The sequence below is a fragment of the Flavobacterium aquicola genome (assembly GCF_003385115.1).
In the GTDB taxonomy this organism is placed as follows: domain Bacteria; phylum Bacteroidota; class Bacteroidia; order Flavobacteriales; family Flavobacteriaceae; genus Flavobacterium; species Flavobacterium aquicola.
Genome location: NZ_QUNI01000004.1, coordinates 385,050 through 401,618, shown reverse-complemented (window position 1 = coordinate 401,618; position 16,569 = coordinate 385,050). Strand labels below are relative to the sequence as shown.

17 protein-coding genes are annotated in these 16,569 nt (G+C 33.2%); 3 read left to right on the top strand and 14 right to left on the bottom strand.

Annotated elements, in window-relative coordinates:
* Positions 1-40 precede the first annotated feature (40 nt).
* The 13 genes from C8P67_RS09275 to C8P67_RS09210 all read right to left on the bottom strand — a co-directional run bounded on the left by C8P67_RS09275 (position 41) and on the right by C8P67_RS09210 (position 10,058).
* Positions 41-448: a GNAT family N-acetyltransferase gene (locus tag C8P67_RS09275; protein ID WP_115812606.1), complete on the bottom strand. Its 408-nt coding sequence runs from the start codon at positions 446-448 to the stop codon at positions 41-43.
* Between the two features lie 42 nt (positions 449-490).
* Positions 491-1,330 (bottom strand): c-type cytochrome, encoded by an 840-nt coding sequence (locus tag C8P67_RS09270; protein ID WP_115812604.1) that lies wholly within the window; start codon positions 1,328-1,330, stop codon positions 491-493.
* Between the two features lie 60 nt (positions 1,331-1,390).
* Positions 1,391-1,957: an anthranilate synthase component II gene (locus C8P67_RS09265; RefSeq protein ID WP_115812602.1), complete on the bottom strand. Its 567-nt coding sequence runs from the start codon at positions 1,955-1,957 to the stop codon at positions 1,391-1,393.
* Between the two features lie 5 nt (positions 1,958-1,962).
* Positions 1,963-2,352, bottom strand: coding sequence for a tautomerase family protein (locus tag C8P67_RS09260; RefSeq protein ID WP_115812600.1), 390 nt, complete (start codon positions 2,350-2,352; stop codon positions 1,963-1,965).
* 11 nt (positions 2,353-2,363) lie between these two features.
* Positions 2,364-3,764 carry an anthranilate synthase component I family protein gene (locus C8P67_RS09255; protein WP_115812598.1) on the bottom strand — a complete coding sequence of 467 codons (1,401 nt, stop codon included), beginning with the start codon at positions 3,762-3,764 and terminating at the stop codon, positions 2,364-2,366.
* Between the two features lie 302 nt (positions 3,765-4,066).
* Positions 4,067-4,636: a YceI family protein gene (locus C8P67_RS09250; RefSeq protein WP_115812596.1), complete on the bottom strand. Its 570-nt coding sequence runs from the start codon at positions 4,634-4,636 to the stop codon at positions 4,067-4,069.
* Between the two features lie 250 nt (positions 4,637-4,886).
* Positions 4,887-6,164 carry a hypothetical protein gene (locus C8P67_RS09245; protein ID WP_115812790.1) on the bottom strand — a complete coding sequence of 426 codons (1,278 nt, stop codon included), beginning with the start codon at positions 6,162-6,164 and terminating at the stop codon, positions 4,887-4,889.
* Between the two features lie 382 nt (positions 6,165-6,546).
* Positions 6,547-7,113, bottom strand: coding sequence for a YceI family protein (locus C8P67_RS09235; protein ID WP_115812592.1), 567 nt, complete (start codon positions 7,111-7,113; stop codon positions 6,547-6,549).
* A 53-nt stretch (positions 7,114-7,166) separates the two neighbouring features.
* Entirely contained in the window at positions 7,167-7,799 is a 633-nt protein-coding gene (locus C8P67_RS09230; RefSeq protein ID WP_115812590.1) for an NAD(P)H-dependent oxidoreductase, read from the bottom strand.
* 13 nt (positions 7,800-7,812) lie between these two features.
* A complete protein-coding gene (locus tag C8P67_RS09225; protein ID WP_115812588.1) occupies positions 7,813-8,268 on the bottom strand; it encodes a MarR family winged helix-turn-helix transcriptional regulator in 456 nt (151 codons plus the stop codon).
* A 233-nt stretch (positions 8,269-8,501) separates the two neighbouring features.
* On the bottom strand, positions 8,502-8,963 hold the full coding sequence (locus tag C8P67_RS09220) for an SRPBCC family protein (RefSeq protein ID WP_115812586.1): 462 nt from the start codon (positions 8,961-8,963) through the stop codon (positions 8,502-8,504).
* Between the two features lie 68 nt (positions 8,964-9,031).
* Positions 9,032-9,286, bottom strand: coding sequence for a hypothetical protein (locus C8P67_RS22275; protein WP_211319900.1), 255 nt, complete (start codon positions 9,284-9,286; stop codon positions 9,032-9,034).
* 337 nt (positions 9,287-9,623) lie between these two features.
* Complete coding sequence (locus tag C8P67_RS09210) at positions 9,624-10,058, bottom strand: hypothetical protein (protein WP_115812584.1); 435 nt, start codon at positions 10,056-10,058, stop codon at positions 9,624-9,626.
* A 477-nt stretch (positions 10,059-10,535) separates the two neighbouring features.
* Between C8P67_RS09210 and dnaK the strand changes: the two genes are divergently transcribed.
* The gene (dnaK, locus tag C8P67_RS09205) at positions 10,536-12,419 is read left to right on the top strand and encodes a molecular chaperone DnaK (protein WP_115812582.1); all 1,884 of its coding nucleotides are present in this window, start codon (positions 10,536-10,538) and stop codon (positions 12,417-12,419) included.
* A gap of 70 nt (positions 12,420-12,489) precedes the next feature.
* On the opposite strand, the gene C8P67_RS09200 is transcribed toward dnaK, so the two are convergent.
* Positions 12,490-13,116 (bottom strand): carboxypeptidase-like regulatory domain-containing protein, encoded by a 627-nt coding sequence (locus C8P67_RS09200; protein ID WP_147298215.1) that lies wholly within the window; start codon positions 13,114-13,116, stop codon positions 12,490-12,492.
* A 130-nt stretch (positions 13,117-13,246) separates the two neighbouring features.
* Here C8P67_RS09200 and corA point away from each other — a divergent pair, with 130 nt between their 5' ends.
* Both corA and pta read left to right on the top strand, forming a co-directional pair.
* A complete protein-coding gene (gene corA / locus C8P67_RS09195; protein ID WP_115812578.1) occupies positions 13,247-14,317 on the top strand; it encodes a magnesium/cobalt transporter CorA in 1,071 nt (356 codons plus the stop codon).
* Positions 14,318-14,419: 102 nt separating this feature from the next.
* Positions 14,420-16,513, top strand: a complete 2,094-nt coding sequence (gene pta / locus C8P67_RS09190) for a phosphate acetyltransferase (protein ID WP_115812576.1) — start codon at positions 14,420-14,422, stop codon at positions 16,511-16,513.
* The last annotated feature ends 56 nt before the right edge of the window (positions 16,514-16,569 follow it).

Here is a 16,569-nt window from a genome sequence, read left to right as displayed (position 1 = left end):
CTTTATGACTTTCGACATTAAGACTTTACGACTGTCTTTTTCAGTGTTCATTTCCTTGATAAATCCACATTGGTTCGGTGTTTCCGGCACGTTCAAAACCATTCTTTTTATAAAATTCGACTGCTTTTCCGTCTGCGGTGAGCATTTGCATGTGGAAGTGGCTGTATTTCTCCTGCATTTTTTCAACAATCATTTTACCAATTCCTTTTCCCTGATATTCAGGAAGCACTAATAAATGCGGATAATAAACCGTCAAGTGTCCGTCAGAAATGGCATTCCCAAGTCCGATTAGTTTTTTGTCTTCCCAAGCGGTAATCAGCGTTTCGGAATTCAATAAACCATTGTACAGCTGTGTTGGTTTCTCTGCTGAACTCCATTCATTTGCTTTGTACAAGACCAATATGTCATCGAGATTTATGTCTCTTGTTTCGGAAATTGTTATGTTCATTTTTTTAAAGTTGATAAGATTCTAAGATTTTTGTTCTAACGTCTAATTTCTAATCTCTGCCTTCTTTTCAGACATGTATTTCAAATAGTCTACAATATTCTGAGATTCCTGTTTTGTGATTCCAAGTGTTGGCATTTTTACTTTGTTTCTGAAAGAAGCCGGATTTACGATATAATCGACCAATTCATTTTCTTTCCAATACTCGGTTACGCTTTTTGGATAATTTAATTCAGGTCCCATTTCGCCTCCAATTCCGTTTATCGCGTGACAGGTAATACAGTGTTTTTGATACAATCCAAAACCTTTCATTGCCGTTTTATCATCTTTTGGTTGCAAGGCTTCGATGTTTTTGTTCTTCGATTCCAAATGAAATTTAATCACATTATAAGGCCATTTGTATTCCTGATTATCCGCAGAAACTGATGTGTAAACCAAATAAAAAGGATCAGCATTCATTTCGTTTCCGTTTTTGAGAATCTTTTCCCAATTGGAACCTTTTGGTGCGTCCACATCTTTGAACGCCAAAAATGATTTTGTTTTCAAAAATAATTCAAGGGGCATTTCGGGTTTGTATCCGTCAATGCATTCAAAAACAATCAGTGTGTTTTTAATATCAACTTTTGATAAATCAACTTCTTTTTTTAGAAGAAGCAAAGCATCTACAGCCTGATATTTCTTCGTTTTGTGATAAACAGGATCATTGATGACAGTGACAACAGTATCTTTTCCGAGTTTGTTTTTTGTCTGCAAAGCAACTAGATCCAAAACCATTTCAGGTTGGACAGTAACGGTTTGCTCTGTTTTATGTTCCTTTTGTTTGTCACAGGAAAGGAAGCAAAAAATAAGACAAGAGAGGATAAGATGGGTTTTGACTGTTTTCATTGAATTTTTTATTTACGTTTCGTAGTAGAGACGTTGCACTGCAACGTCTCTACAATGCGGTTACGATTTCAACCAATTTTCCAAAATCTTTTTTCCGTTTGGCGTCAACACGCTTTCAGGGTGAAATTGCACGCCTCGAACATCGTATGTTTTGTGGCGCAAAGACATCACCTGACCGTTTTCGTCAAAAGAAGTGGCTTCCAAAACATCAGGTAAATTGGCGTCAACAACCCACGAATGGTATCGTCCTACTTCGAATTCGTTTTCCAATCCTTCGAATAAAAGTTCATCGTTTACCGATTTTTTTACCAAGGTGGCAACACCGTGATATACTTTGTCCAAGTTGGATAATGTTCCGCCAAAAACTTCCCCAATAGCCTGTTGTCCAAGGCATACACCAAGGATACTTTTCGTAGGGGCATATTTTGCAATAACCGCTTTTAATAATCCCGCTTCATCTGGAATTCCAGGACCCGGCGAAAGCAATATTTTTTCGAAACTTGAAATTTCATCAATATCGAATTCATCGTTTCTGTAAACGGTAACTTCGCAATCTAAATCTTCCAGATAATGCACCAAGTTGTAAGTGAAACTATCGTAATTGTCTATGACTAGTATTTTTTTCATTTTGTCTAAATATTAACTTTGTAATTCAACATTAATTCATTTCCGCTTTTTCCTCGAATTCCCCAATTGTGCATTGGAGTTTCAAATATTGTTATTTCAACATCCATGGCCGAAATTTGTAATTCTTTTTCAAATTTCTCAAAAATAAGCTGATACAACTTTTTCTTGGCTTCGATGCTTCTTCCTTCAAAAGCATTTATTTCTATAATTGTATGTTTTGATGTTCTTCCTTCAAAATAGAAAAAACTGTCTTCATCGATATAAATAAAACGATGTGCCTTTTTTTCTTTCGGAAACTGAAAAGCTTCAAACATACATTCGCTTAGAATTTTGGATATTTTTTCTCTTATCGGATGAAGCTCTTTTTTGATTCCAAATATTTTTATCTGTCCCATCTTTCAGAATTTTAAATTGTTTCGGCCAAATCCAATGCTTTGTTTAAAGCAAGTAATTTATTGTAAACTTCCTGCATTTCACTTTCTTCGTCTGAACTGGCGACAATTCCGGCACCTGCTTGACAATGCAGTTGGTGATTTTTGGAAAGGAAAGTTCGGATCATAATTGCGTGGTTAAAATTGCCTTCAAAATCCATAAAACCAATGGCACCTCCATAGAAATTGCGATTTGTTTTTTCGTAATCTTCGATTAATTGCATCGCTCTGTGTTTTGGCGCTCCGCTTAAGGTTCCAGCTGGGAAAGTATCGGCTACAACTTGCATCGTTGTTGCTTTTTCGTGTAAATGTCCGGTCACTTTTGAAACCAAATGGATAACATGGGAGAAAAACTGAACTTCTCTGTATTTTTCCACATTAACGTTGTGTCCGTGACGGCTTAAATCGTTTCGGGCCAAATCAACAAGCATTACGTGTTCGCTGTTTTCTTTTTTGTCTTCGGATAATTTTTTTGCTAAATCAGCATCTTTTTCATCATCACCTGTTCTTCTGAAAGTTCCTGCGATTGGATGGATTTCAGCTTTGCGGTTTTTTACGATAATCTGGGCTTCGGGAGAAGAGCCAAATATTTTGAAATCACCATAATCGAAAAAGAATAGGTAAGGGGATGGGTTGATACTTCTTAAAGCTCTGTAGACATTGAATTCGTCACCTTTGAATCCTTGGGTAAATCTTCTGGATAAAACCAATTGGAATACATCGCCACGGAAACAATGCTTTTTGGCCAGAGCCACATTTTGTTTAAACTCTTCGTCTGTTAAATTCGAAAAACCTTCACCCTCTCTTGAAAATTTATAGGAAGCTATGTTTTGGGACTGCAACAGTTGTTCGATTTCTGAAATATTGTTTCTTCCGTCAAGGCTGTGGCAGAAAATGTATGCTTCGTTTTTGAAGTGATTGATGGCAATGATATTTTGGTACACCGCATAAAACACATCAGGAATGGTGTTGCTGTTTTCTTTTTTGGCAATGGTCACTTTTTCAAAATAACGAACAGCGTCATACGAAATGTAACCAAACAATCCGTTATTGATGAATTTGAAATTATTTTTATCAGACTGAAATTGCCCTGAAAACTGCTGAATAACTTCAGGAATATTGGTATGTGCATCAATGGCAATTGTTTCAGATGTTCCATCAGGAAAGTTTTTGAAAATGGTTTCGTTTTCAATTTTAATCGAAGCAATCGGATTACAGCAGATATACGAAAAACTGTTGTCGTTTCCGTGATAATCACTGCTTTCCAAAAGCAGGCTGTTTGGGAATTTATCCCTGATTTTGAAATAAATACTTACTGGCGTTATAGTGTCGGCCAGAATTTGTTTATGGTTAGTCTGCAGTTTATAGTTTTTCATTCTTTATGTGCTTTGGTACAATGAATTTTTTATTTTTTCTTTTTGGTATTTCTTTCCTTCAGTTTGGAACTAAAAAAAAGGCTTGTCGTGATGACAAGCCTTTTATATTTATAGTTTAAATAATACTATAGGAGCTTAGTTCACGACGTTTGACGTAAATTGTTCCACCACCAAGTATTGTTTGTTATAGTTATCATATTCTGTTTTTGTTGTTTGCAAATATATAAATGATATTTGTTCTGACAAAGATTACGAAGTAAAAAAAAAGATATTTTTTTTAGATTTTTGTTAAATTGTAGCTATTAATAGACTAGAACTATGTTTAGTTCGAAATCATCGTAAATTGTTTTATCTCCCAAATCATCAAAATAGCTTCCTGAACCGTATTTAATGTCATATTTGGTCCGGTTGATATTTAAGGTGGCTGTAGCTTTGTTTTTTCCTGCAACAACCAAATCAAATTGTATGGAGTTTGTTATTCCTTTGATCGTTAAATCTCCAGTAACGAGATAGGTGTTGTTTCCTTTGCTGGCTATACTTTTAAAAACTAATGTAGAAGTTGTGTAAGCAGCTGTACTAAAAAAATCTTCTGATTTTAAATGTCCTTCCAGTTTTTGTTTTGAAGAACCTGTTTGGTCATCATTCGACAAGGTAGTCATATCAGCCGTAAAACTTCCTCCCGCTAATTTTTTATCTTTAAATACAAGATAGCCATCTTTAAACTTGATGCTTCCTGCATGTTCACCAGTTATTTTTTTTCCTATCCAATGGATGCTGCTTTTTGAAACATCAATTTTAGATGTTTGTGCATTTCCTTCGTAAACAGAAAAAAGAAGAAGTAAAACAATGCTAAGTGATTTTAAGTTTCTCATAAGTCTCTAAATTAAATTAATAAAAACGAAATCGATTGAAATGTAATAATGCTGTAGCGCAGATTATATATCTTCCTATAAAGTTACTTTAAAATTATGTAAATCAGTTATTTTCGGTCTTTTATTTTGTAGTTCTATTTTTAACTTTCTAAATATCTATAAAAGTGGTTTAAAATATTATTTTAGAATTTGTTTGAAAACAAAAAAGCCCGATATAATATCAGGCTTTAGAGGTTTTAAAAAGAATTTCTTATTTTATGCTCACTATCGGATTTGTGTTTTTGGCTCTAAAATCGGGTGAATTTTTAACGTCGGATTGTATGAACAGCGCAGAGCTATTGGATTTTGTAAGTTCCAATGAAAAGGTATCACTATTATACCAAGCGCTCAGTTCCGGGTTGTAGTTTGTACTTTCGCTTAAAACCACTCCGGCACATCTGTTTACCTGTATGTTTTGAATATTTATTTTTGCCAAATTAGCTGGAAATGCGCCTATTTTATTTTCGAGTAAAACACAGCTGCTAAAACCATCAATTATACTGTTGTTAAGATTAAAACAGCTTTTTTCTTTGATATATACCGCTTCTCTGACCAATCCTTGATTGTTATCCTCGGTATTTATCATTGTCATATTGTTTGCCGTGATTTTGGTTAATTTTTTGGTTACATCTGCATTTTCTATTTTGTCGTATGAATCAATTTCAAAACAGCGGGAACCTGATATATCGGATGAATATGGATTGCGGATAGCAATACTATTCGAAATAGTACATTGGACACCTTGTGTAAAATCAAAATCATCATCGGTTGCACGATACGAAATCAAATGATTGAAATTAACATCACCTCCATAAGATTCAAATGAATCATCATTTGAAAAACTAATTTGGATAAAGTCAAACTTGGTGCCGTTTCCTACGCCTCCCAATGACAATCCATTCAGTTCCTTAAGTGCATTGATTTTGTGGCCTGAATATTCGATTCGTACATATTTTAGAATACCCGAATTGCTATTTGGATTTTCTCCTCCATAAAAACTAACAGCAGGATCCAGATTAAAGTCTAAAAAACTAACGCCTCCAATTTTATTAATTGGAGCTTCTCCTAATATAATAATGCCTCCCCAGTCGCCCGGTTTTCTCATTAGATTAGAATTATTTGAAGTAAATACAATTGGTTCTGCAGCAGTTCCTTCAGCTATAATTTTACAGCCTTTTGTAATTACAAGTGTTCCGCATGATTCTTTATCACCTCTAATAACTGTTCCAGGCTCTATCGTTAAAACTGCTTTGTTGGTTACGTACACAGTTCCAATTAACTTGTAAGTATTGTTTTTTGTTAATTTTAAATCTGTGTCTATAATGCCTGTTATAATTTGATTTGCATCTTTATAAATAGTAGAGGCTGGAGTAAAATTTGTCCAATTGCTGAACCAGTTGGTGTCACCAGTAATTCCTTTTGTTTGCTGTGCATTTAGTGGAATAATCGAAAATAATATAATAACGATTAAAAGTAGTTTTGCTTTCATAGCAGTAATGGTTGTTGGTTTTTTTTGATTTATAGTTTTATTTTTCAAAATTACCATTACAATGTTTTAGCGATATTTTCTTAGTGTTATGGATTCGTGATTTTTAAGTTAAAACATTTTTTTTAAATGCTAATTAAGAATCTGTATTTCTCTCTTTAGCCCTGATCGCAGTGGAAATCCTTTTTATTTTTTCTTTAAAAATAAAAAGATTGAAATGAAGAGCAGGAGTAATGTTTTTGAAGAGTACCAATTTTTCTGCTCCTAAAAATAAATAAGAGGACTGGTATGATTGCTGAAAGTGAAGATTTGGTTTTAATTTATCAAAAAAAAAATACCCCCAGCAAAAAATGCTGAGGGTACTTTCCACAATTAAATTCTAAAATTAAAAGTTCAAGTTTACTGTTAATTCAAATTCGTCATAAATAGCTTTGTCACCAATGCTTTCGAAGAATGATTTAGAATTGTATTTAATGTCATATTTAGTTCTGTCTACATTGAATGCAGTAGTAGCAGTGTTTCCTTTTACAGTGATGTCAAAAGTAACTGGTTTAGTGATTCCTTTGATAGTTAAATCAGCAGTTACTGTGTACACGTTATTTCCTTTTGAAGCAATAGTTTTGAAAACTAAAGTTGAAGTTGGGAATTTATCAGTTCCAAAAAAGTCATCAGCTTTTAAGTGACCGTTTAATTTTCCTTGGTATTCACCTGTAAGATCTGTAGCAGTCAATGAATTCATGTCTACAACAAAAGTTCCTCCTGTTAATACATTTTTCTTGAATACTAAAGCACCGCTTTTGAATCCTACAGTTCCACTGTGCTGTCCTGTTACTTTTTTCCCAACCCAGTTGATGTTACTTTTTGCTATATCAATTTTTTTTGTTTGTGCAGTTACTGCTAATGTAGACAATGCTACTACGAATGCTAATGCAATAGTTTTTAAATTTTTCATAATTTTAAAATTTGTTAAATGGATTTAATTTGAATTAGTAATTATTATTAATGTTATAAAGTGATAAATAATTCTTCTTGAGATTTTCTAACTTTTTTGTAGAATTGGGTTGCATCTTCCTCGTGACGGTATCCAACTGTTGCGATAAGAGAAGCATTTAGATTTAGTTTGTCTAAGCCTAATATTTCGTTTACCTGTGCAGGTACGAAGCCTTCCATTGGAGTAACGTCAATTTTTAGTTCGGCAGCAGCATTTAGTAAGTTTCCTAAAGCTAAATAGGTTTGTTTTGATGTCCAGATGTTTTTAACAGATGGTTCCAAAGTTGAGATTTTAGATTTCATAAAATCGCCATATCCTGCTAATGATTCAAGCGGAGTTTCTCTTTCGGCACTAATTGTATTTAAAAATGAATCTATAGCCTCATCTCCAATATTGGTGTCATTTGCAAAAATGAATAAATGAGAAGCGTCTACTATTTGTGATTGTCCCCAAGCAGCAGGCTGTAATTTTGCTCTTAATTCTGGATTTTCAACAATGATTACTTTGTAAGGCTGTAAGCCGTATGAAGAAGAACTCAATCGAATAGCTTCTTTTAATGTATTTAGGTCTTCTGCTGAAACTTTTTTTGTGGCATCAAATTTCTTTGTTGCGTATCTCCAATTCTGATTATTTAAAAAATTGCTCATGATTTATAATTGTTTATTTAGTTCTGTATTTTTCTAGTAAAGTATTTAATTGTTCTAATTCTTCGTTATTTAAATTTTTAGCAAAAAACTCTTCATGCTCTTGTACTTTAGGATCTAATTCTGCTAATAAATCTAGTCCTTTGGCGGTTATTAAGACTTCAATTTTTCGTCTATTATCCGGACACACATTCCGGGTTACTAAGTCTTTTAATAATAACTTGTCTACTAATCGCGTTGTGTTACTAGTTTTTGCCAGCATTCGTTCCTGTATTATGCACATATTGGCAGGACAGCCTTTTTGTCCTCTTAGTATTCGTAATACATTAAATTGTTCACTGGAGATATCATAAGGTTTTATAATATCATTGAAGCGTTCTGTGATTACGTTTACAGTGTACATTATGTTCAAAACAATTTGTTTTGATTTACTATATTCAACCGTGCTTTTTAATTCATCTTCAATCTTCATGGCGTCATAATGTTTATTTGTTGATACAAATGTAACACTAATTATATTTGTATATACAAATGTTTAGTTAATTTTTTGTTAAGAAAAATAACGTTGTAGGTTATATACTGATTCAAATACTAATTAATAGGGGAGTAATGCTTGTAAAATAAGGGATTACTATCTGTTTTGTCGTTTTATTGAAATCAAAACTTATAGAGATGGGAATATTAAACTTTTATATGATGTTTAATTTAAAGAGTCATTAATTTTAATTCATTTTCAAGTCTGTCTAAGTTTTCTTCATTTTTATCAACCACATATGGCTTTAATTTATTTCGTTCCTCGTTTGTATCAAAAAGCATTTTGAAAATAATTTTTGTTTTATCATCAGCTATTTCTTCAAATGTTGCTAGTATTTGAAATAATGGTTTAGAATGACGTTTCCATGCTATTAATGATGGCTCTTCAATTTTAATAAATTCACATTCATTAGGATAATTTCCCTTGTCAGGGCCATGCATGGTGAAACTCCATTTTCCGCCAATTCGGAAATCAAATTCATTAAAAGTGTTTGTGAAACCAGCCGGGCCCCACCAATTCTTTAAATGTTCAGGTTCTGTCCAGGCACGGTAAACCAGTTTTCTGGATGCATTTACAATCCTTGAGTTTACTATTTCATTATCTGGGGTTGCTGTTATAATTTCTGTCTCCATTGTTATTGCTTTTTGGATTGCCTTACATCTTATTTAAAATTTGCATTGAAAAGAACTTTGGTATTCTTTTAATGATTCTCAGCGATTTGTTTTAGCGTTTGTAAAATTGGATTTTCTTCATCCGGGCTATTTTCCTGAACTGCATTCGGTCTATTGTCTTCTTGTATTATTTCGAGTACTGTAGCTTCATTGCTGTCTGTCAAAATGTAAATCATTTCAAAATAATTTTCAGGTTTGTCTTCTAGGTCAGGTCTTGGTGCGAATAGTGAATATCGCAATTTGTCGGTTGGCGTAAATTCTAAAACGGTTCCATAATTGTTCAAATATTTTTCCTTCCCATTCGTTTATAAATTTAATTGGACTGTCTACTTCCCAGGTTGTTTGTAATTTGCTGCCAAATTGCCATAATTTTACAAATTCAGGTTTTGTTAGAGTGTCCCAAACTTTTTGTTTGGCAGTATTAATTTTAATTTTAGAAATATTAACAGCCATATTATTTTTTTTTAAAGATTCTTTTGTCTTTGAATTTCAAATTTAATAAAATAATCGTTTGGGAATGCTTTGATAATATGCCAAATTTAATTTCGAGGTGTCATCTTTTTCCATAAATAAAGCTTTGACAGCATGTCAAAGCTTTATTGTGTTAACAAGTGATTTGTTTTATAACTTAAGTGTCAATCCAATTGCGGGTGATAAACCAGAAACATTTCCACCGGCAATCTCGACATATACACCCCATTTATCATTCCAAAACCAGCGTCCGCCAACCTGAAGCCCAAGATTAATATTACTTTCGTCGTGATCGTTGTCGCCCATGTAAACGGAGTATCCAAGATTTGCACCGCCATAAACATCCCATGCAGGATCTGAAATTTCAAATACATTATCGAAATAATAGTTTGCTTTAACGCCTAGATTCAGCCAATCTAAATCAAAGTTGGTTCCAATGCCAGGAGCAATAGTAATATCTTTATGGACAGGAATTTCATAATTAATACCTAAGAGTCCAAAGTTTAATTCTTCTCTGGCTTGTCCGTAAACATTTGAAAGGCTAAACGATAATGCAAAAACAAATAATAAAGTTATTTTTTTCATGATATTTTTTTATTAAGGTTATAAACAAATTTAAATATATTTTTTATAACATATTGTCAGTGAGTGATTTTTGTGGTAATTATGTAAATTTTGGATGTTTAAATGATACTATTTCACTAGAAGTAAGTAGGTCTAGATAATGGTTGGTGTTTTTAAATTATAATCTGTCTGAAAAGAATTTCACATTATCAATTAGATTTATTAAGCCTCTATGGAAAAGAAATTAAGTTGTGATATAGTCAATGTTTTTTTGAATTAAAAAAAGTACATAAACAATAGCTCAAGCAGATTCATTTCTTGCACAATGACAATTCAAAATAGCATGTCATGTTTTGAAAATGTCATGTTGTCATATTGTTTTCGGCCAATTTTATTATAAACTGACAATTTACTCGGTTTTTTATATTGGCACAGTGATTGCTTTTGAGTCTTCGAGTTATAAAACTAAGTATATAATAAAAATTAAATATATTAAAAATGGGTAAAATAATCGGAATTGATTTAGGTACTACAAACTCTTGTGTTTCTGTAATGGAAGGTAATGAAGCAGTTGTTATTCCTAATGCAGAAGGAAAAAGAACTACACCATCTATCATCGCTTTTGTTGAAGGTGGAGAAATTAAAGTGGGTGATCCTGCTAAAAGACAAGCAGTAACTAATCCAACTAAGACTATTGCTTCTGTTAAACGTTTTATGGGACACACTTTTGCTGAAGTTACTGAAGAAGCAAAAAGAGTTCCTTATTCTGTAGTGAAAGGAGACAACAATACACCGCGTGTTGATATTGACGGTCGTTTATACACTGCACAGGAATTGTCTGCAATGACTCTTCAAAAAATGAAAAAAACTGCTGAAGACTATTTAGGTCAAACAGTTACTGAAGCAGTTATTACTGTTCCTGCTTACTTTAATGATGCACAGCGTCAAGCTACAAAAGAAGCTGGTGAAATCGCTGGTCTTAAAGTTATGCGTATCATCAACGAGCCAACTGCAGCTGCACTTGCTTATGGATTAGATAAAAAAGGAACTGATCAAAAAATTGCTGTTTACGATTTAGGTGGAGGTACTTTTGATATCTCTGTTCTTGAATTAGGAGACGGTGTATTCGAAGTATTGTCTACAGATGGAGATACTCACTTAGGAGGAGATGATTTTGACCACGAAATTATTGACTGGTTAGCTGACGAATTTAAAGCTGAAGAAGGTATTGATTTGCGTCTTGACCCAATGTCATTACAACGTATTAAAGAAGCTGCTGAGAAAGCTAAAATTGAATTGTCTTCTGGTGCTGAAACTGAAATCAACTTACCTTACGTAACTGCTACTGCTTCTGGACCAAAACACTTAGTGAAAAAATTATCAAGAGCTAAATTTGAGCAATTAACTGATTCATTAGTTAAACGTTCTATGGCACCAGTTGCTAAAGCGTTGAAAAATGCAGGTTTATCTGTATCTGATATCGACGAAGTTATCTTGGTTGGAGGTTCTACTCGTATCCCAAAAATCGTTGAAGAAGTTGAAAAATTCTTCGGTAAAAAAGCATCTAAAGGAGTTAACCCTGATGAAGTTGTTGCAATTGGAGCTGCTATTCAAGGTGGAGTTCTTTCTGGAGATGTAAAAGATGTATTGTTACTTGACGTTACTCCATTATCTTTAGGTATCGAAACTATGGGTGGTGTAATGACTGTTCTTATCGAAGCTAACACTACTATCCCAACTAAAAAATCTCAAGTATTCTCTACTGCTTCTGATTCTCAGCCATCTGTTGAGCTTCACGTATTGCAAGGAGCTAGAGCAATGGCTGCTGATAACAAAACTATTGGTCGTTTCCACTTAGATGGTATCCCGCCAGCACCAAGAGGAGTTCCACAAATTGAAGTTGCTTTTGATATTGATGCTAATGGTATCATCAAAGTAACTGCTACTGATAAAGGAACTGGTAAATCTCACGATATTCGTATCGAAGCTTCTTCTGGATTAACTTCTGAAGAAATCGAAAGAATGAAACAAGATGCTGAAGCTAACGCTGAGTCTGACAAAATCGCTAGAGAAAGAGCTGAGAAATTAAACGAAGCTGACAGTACTATTTTCCAAACTGAAAGTCAATTGAAAGAATTGGGAGATAAAATTTCAGATACAAACAAAACAGCTATCGAGTATGCTTTAACAGAATTGAGAATGGCTCACCAATCTCAAGATCTTGAGGCTATCCAAAAAGGATTAGACAATGTGAACGTAGCTTGGAAAACAGCTACTGAAGCAATGTATGCTCAAGGAGAACAAGGTCAAGCTGCTGCTGAGCCACAAGCTCAATCGCAAGGAGACAATGTTGAAGACGTTGAATTCGAAGAAGTAAAATAATTTACTCTTTAAATAATATAAAAACCGAGTCAGAAATGGCTCGGTTTTTTTGTTGAACAAATTTAGTGTATTATTGTTCTATTACAACTTCACCCAGCATCATTGAAGTAGCTTTTATTTTGATAGCAATTTCAGGATTATTTTTAACCTTAAATTCTACAGTATTATAGCCAATATAAGAGAATAGTAAAATATCTCTTTTTTTTGCACTTATTGAAAATTTTCCATCCAAGTCAGTATGTGTTATAATTTTGGTTCCTTTAATCATAACATTTACTCCAGGCAGTGGGAGTTTGTTTTCATCGTAAACTATGCCATGATATGGTATTTCCTCTTGAACTTCAACATTCTTTTCGTTTGTTTCTTGTTTTTCAACTTGTTCCGTTTTAATGGATTCTTGAGCTTTTACAATTGGACTGCCAAGTCCAAAAAAGGCAAATATTGAAGCAGTTATCAGCCAAAAAGTGTTTTTTTCTTTGGGAATACTAATAAGACGATTCACTTGGTTGTTATTAAATCTTCCGCATATTTTGGAATTTTGATTATAGTATTTCAAAATTTCTTTGTCAGAGCAGGATGTAAAATCAATAACATCTTTTTGGCAATTGGCACAAAATCTGCCTTTTTCTGTTACTGACATTTCAAGCCAATTTTCGTGGCAGGGTTTTGGAATCGAAATTTTTATTTTGTGAGTCATTTGCAGAATAAATTTTAAAGCAGATTTATATTCATAAATGTAGCTATTATTTTCAAACCTTTCAATCAAAATGCTAATTGCTATTTCCTTTTCGGAATGTTTTTCGTAATATTACTACACAAAATAGTTTATGAGAAAGATAAAGTATAAGAAAGGCAAACGATTACAGCCTTATACACTTGAGTATACCGGTCTGCACAAAAACAAAGAGATTGAAATGCAGTTGTTTGTATATAACGATTGTATGGTTTCTGAATTCGAGAACGGAACTATTAGTAATTTAGAAAAACACATTGATTTAAATAAAACGAATTGGCTGAATATTCATGGTTTAAATGATGTTGGCTTGCTTAAAGAAGTGGCTGATTATTTTAAAATCGACAATTTTATGCTGGCCGATATTTTAAACACTTCCAAAAGAACCAAAGTGGAAGAGGAGAAAGATGTATTGTTCTTTAACATAAAATCGATGCTGCCAAAAGAGGATTCGGATGAAATTAGGGTTGAGCAGATTAGTTTTTTATTGAAAAAAGGAATTCTGTTGTCTTTTCAGGAAAAGCGGAGTGATTTTTTTACCCACATCCGTGAACGAATTCGAACCAATTCTGGAATAGTCCGTACCAAACGAGCCGATTATTTGCTGTATATTTTATTGGATGCAATTATTGGGAATTTTTACATAACGATTGAAAATGAAGAGGATAAAATAGAAGAATTAATTGATCTTACCAAAAACAGTGCAGATCCTATTATTTTAGAAAAAATAGAAAAGCACAGAGATAATTTTAATTTTCTGAAACGCTCTATTATTCCGTTACGGGATTCTTTGTACGATATTAAAAGTATTCAGGAAGACGATGTATTTAATGAAATTGATTCAGAAAATTTTACTTTCTTTTCCAGATTACATCAAAAATGTTTAGAGCTTTTGGAGCAGATAGAATCGGATATGGGATCATTGGAAAGTGCATCTAATTTCTTCTTTGCAGCACAAACGCATAAGATGAATGAGATAATGAAAACGCTTACCATTATTTCGGTCATATTTATCCCTTTAACATTTATTGTGGGAGTCTATGGGATGAATTTTGATAATATGCCGGAACTGCGCGAGCCTAATGGTTATTTTTTTGTAATTGGTTTTATGGTTTTGACAGTAGTGGGCATGGTAATTTATTTTAAAAGACGAAAATGGTTTTAATTTCTTTAATTTTATATTTTAAACTGATTTTGGTCATATTTATAAGGAAATTAAACTTCTAATTTTGCAACAAATATAAAGGTTAAAAATAAAATTTATAATATGAAGAAGGCTATATATATCGCAACTATTGAAGAGAATTGCGGCAAGACAATAATTACTTTAGGGTTATTGAGAATGCTTTTGGGGAAGACTGCAAAAGTGGGTTATTTTAGACCAGTTATTGAAGATTATGAAGAGGGGAAAAAAGATACTCATATCGAGATGGTACTTTCTCATTTCGATTTGGATATTAAATATGAAGATGCTTATGCAATTACAAAAAGTAAATTAATCAAGAAAAAAAATAACGGGAAATTAGGTGATGTTGTTGATTTAATTATTGAAAAATATAAAAAACTGGAAGACCGTTTTGATTTTATTTTGGTAGAGGGTACCAGTTTTACAGGCGAAGGGACAGTTATTGAGCTGGATATGAATGTGCTCATTGCCAAAAATCTTGGAGTCCCAACTATTATTGTAGGTTCTGGAAAAGGAAAAACTCTGGAGGAATTAGTTGATAATCTGAATTTAGCTTATAATTCATTTAAAATAAAAGAAGTTGAAGTTTTGGCAGTTATTGCCAATAAAGTACAGCCTCAGAATCTGGAATTGGTTTCAACGGCTTTGCAGAAAAGTTTACCGCCTTCAGTTCTTATCAACTCCATCCCAATAATTGGCAGTTTGAGTAATCCTACAATACAGGAAATTATTGAAGCATTGGATGCCAAAGTATTGTTTGGTCAAGAGTATTTAAACAATCAGATTGGTAATTATAGCATTGGAGCGATGCAGTTGCGAAATTACTTGCTGCATCTTAAAGACAATGCACTTGTTATCGTTCCAGGAGACAGAGCCGATATTATTCTTGGAGCATTGCAGGCAAATGAATCTGCAAATTACCCTACAGTTTCGGGGATTGTTTTGACAGGAAATATAATACCCGAAGACAGTATTTTGAAATTGATAGAAGGACTTTCATCTATAGTACCAATTATAACAGTAGAAAGAGGTACTTATCATATTGCCAATGAAATAGGGAATATTAAGCCGAAAATTTATGCTAAAAATATTCAAAAAATAGAAACTTCGATAAATACATTTGACAAATATGTTGATTTAGATACACTAATCGATAAATTTAATGCTTTCAAATCAGAAGGAATGACACCAAAAATGTTCCAATACAACATGGTGAAAAGAGCCAAAGCAAATAGAAAGCATATCGTTCTGCCTGAAGGAAGTGATGAAAGAATTATTATTGCGGCCTCTCGTCTGTTAGCAATGGATGTTGTTGATATTTCTATTATTGGAAATAAAAAACAAATAGAAAATAAAGTGGCAGAATTAGGTTTAGATTTTGATTTTGCCAAAGTGCCGATTATCAATCCAATCGAGTCTGAAAATTATGATGATTATGTAAATACGTATTATGAATTGCGTAAAGCCAAAAATGTAACTCCAGGTATGGCAAGGGATTTAATGGAGGATGTCTCTTATTTTGGAACCATGATGGTATACAAAGGCCATGCTGACGGAATGGTTTCAGGTGCTGCACATACGACACAGCACACTATTTTACCAGCGTTGCAGTTTATTAAAACCAAACCAAATTCTTCAGTAGTATCTTCAGTATTTTTCATGTGTCTGGAAGATCGTGTTTCTGTTTTTGGAGACTGTGCAATCAATCCAAATCCTACTGCTGAACAATTGGCAGAAATTGCAATTTCGTCCGCAGATTCAAGTATCGGTTTTGGAATTGAACCAAAAATTGCGATGTTGTCATATTCATCAGGTTCGTCTGGAAAAGGTGATGAAGTGGATAAAGTTAGAACTGCAACTGAAATAGTGAAGCAAAAACGTCCAGATCTCAAAATAGAAGGGCCAATTCAGTACGATGCCGCTGTCGATTTAGAAGTTGGACAAAGCAAAATGCCAAATTCTGAAGTAGCAGGTCATGCCAGTGTATTGATTTTTCCTGATTTGAACACAGGAAATAATACCTACAAAGCAGTACAAAGAGAAACAGGAGCATTAGCTATCGGTCCAATGCTACAGGGATTAAATAAACCTGTAAATGATTTAAGCCGTGGCTGTACAATAGACGATATAATTAACACTGTTGTGATTACGGCAATTCAGGCACAAGGATTATAATTAATTAAAAAATATTTTGAGTTTTTAAAAATAGCTCAGTAACTTAGTGGCTTAGT

Coding starts and splice junctions, on each gene's coding strand:
- C8P67_RS09230 (WP_115812590.1), bottom strand. CDS start 7,799: ATGAGCAATTTTTTAAATAATCAGAATTGGAGATACGCAACAAAGAAA.
- C8P67_RS09250 (WP_115812596.1), bottom strand. CDS start 4,636: ATGAGAAACTTAAAATCACTTAGCATTGTTTTACTTCTTCTTTTTTCT.
- C8P67_RS09225 (WP_115812588.1), bottom strand. CDS start 8,268: ATGAAGATTGAAGATGAATTAAAAAGCACGGTTGAATATAGTAAATCA.
- C8P67_RS09270 (WP_115812604.1), bottom strand. CDS start 1,330: ATGAAAACAGTCAAAACCCATCTTATCCTCTCTTGTCTTATTTTTTGC.
- C8P67_RS09275 (WP_115812606.1), bottom strand. CDS start 448: ATGAACATAACAATTTCCGAAACAAGAGACATAAATCTCGATGACATA.
- pta (WP_115812576.1), top strand. CDS start 14,420: ATGAAGAAGGCTATATATATCGCAACTATTGAAGAGAATTGCGGCAAG.
- C8P67_RS09220 (WP_115812586.1), bottom strand. CDS start 8,963: ATGGAGACAGAAATTATAACAGCAACCCCAGATAATGAAATAGTAAAC.
- C8P67_RS09255 (WP_115812598.1), bottom strand. CDS start 3,764: ATGAAAAACTATAAACTGCAGACTAACCATAAACAAATTCTGGCCGAC.
- corA (WP_115812578.1), top strand. CDS start 13,247: ATGAGAAAGATAAAGTATAAGAAAGGCAAACGATTACAGCCTTATACA.
- C8P67_RS09235 (WP_115812592.1), bottom strand. CDS start 7,113: ATGAAAAATTTAAAAACTATTGCATTAGCATTCGTAGTAGCATTGTCT.
- C8P67_RS09200 (WP_147298215.1), bottom strand. CDS start 13,116: ATGACTCACAAAATAAAAATTTCGATTCCAAAACCCTGCCACGAAAAT.
- C8P67_RS09260 (WP_115812600.1), bottom strand. CDS start 2,352: ATGGGACAGATAAAAATATTTGGAATCAAAAAAGAGCTTCATCCGATA.
- C8P67_RS09210 (WP_115812584.1), bottom strand. CDS start 10,058: ATGAAAAAAATAACTTTATTATTTGTTTTTGCATTATCGTTTAGCCTT.
- dnaK (WP_115812582.1), top strand. CDS start 10,536: ATGGGTAAAATAATCGGAATTGATTTAGGTACTACAAACTCTTGTGTT.
- C8P67_RS09265 (WP_115812602.1), bottom strand. CDS start 1,957: ATGAAAAAAATACTAGTCATAGACAATTACGATAGTTTCACTTACAAC.
- C8P67_RS09245 (WP_115812790.1), bottom strand. CDS start 6,164: ATGAAAGCAAAACTACTTTTAATCGTTATTATATTATTTTCGATTATT.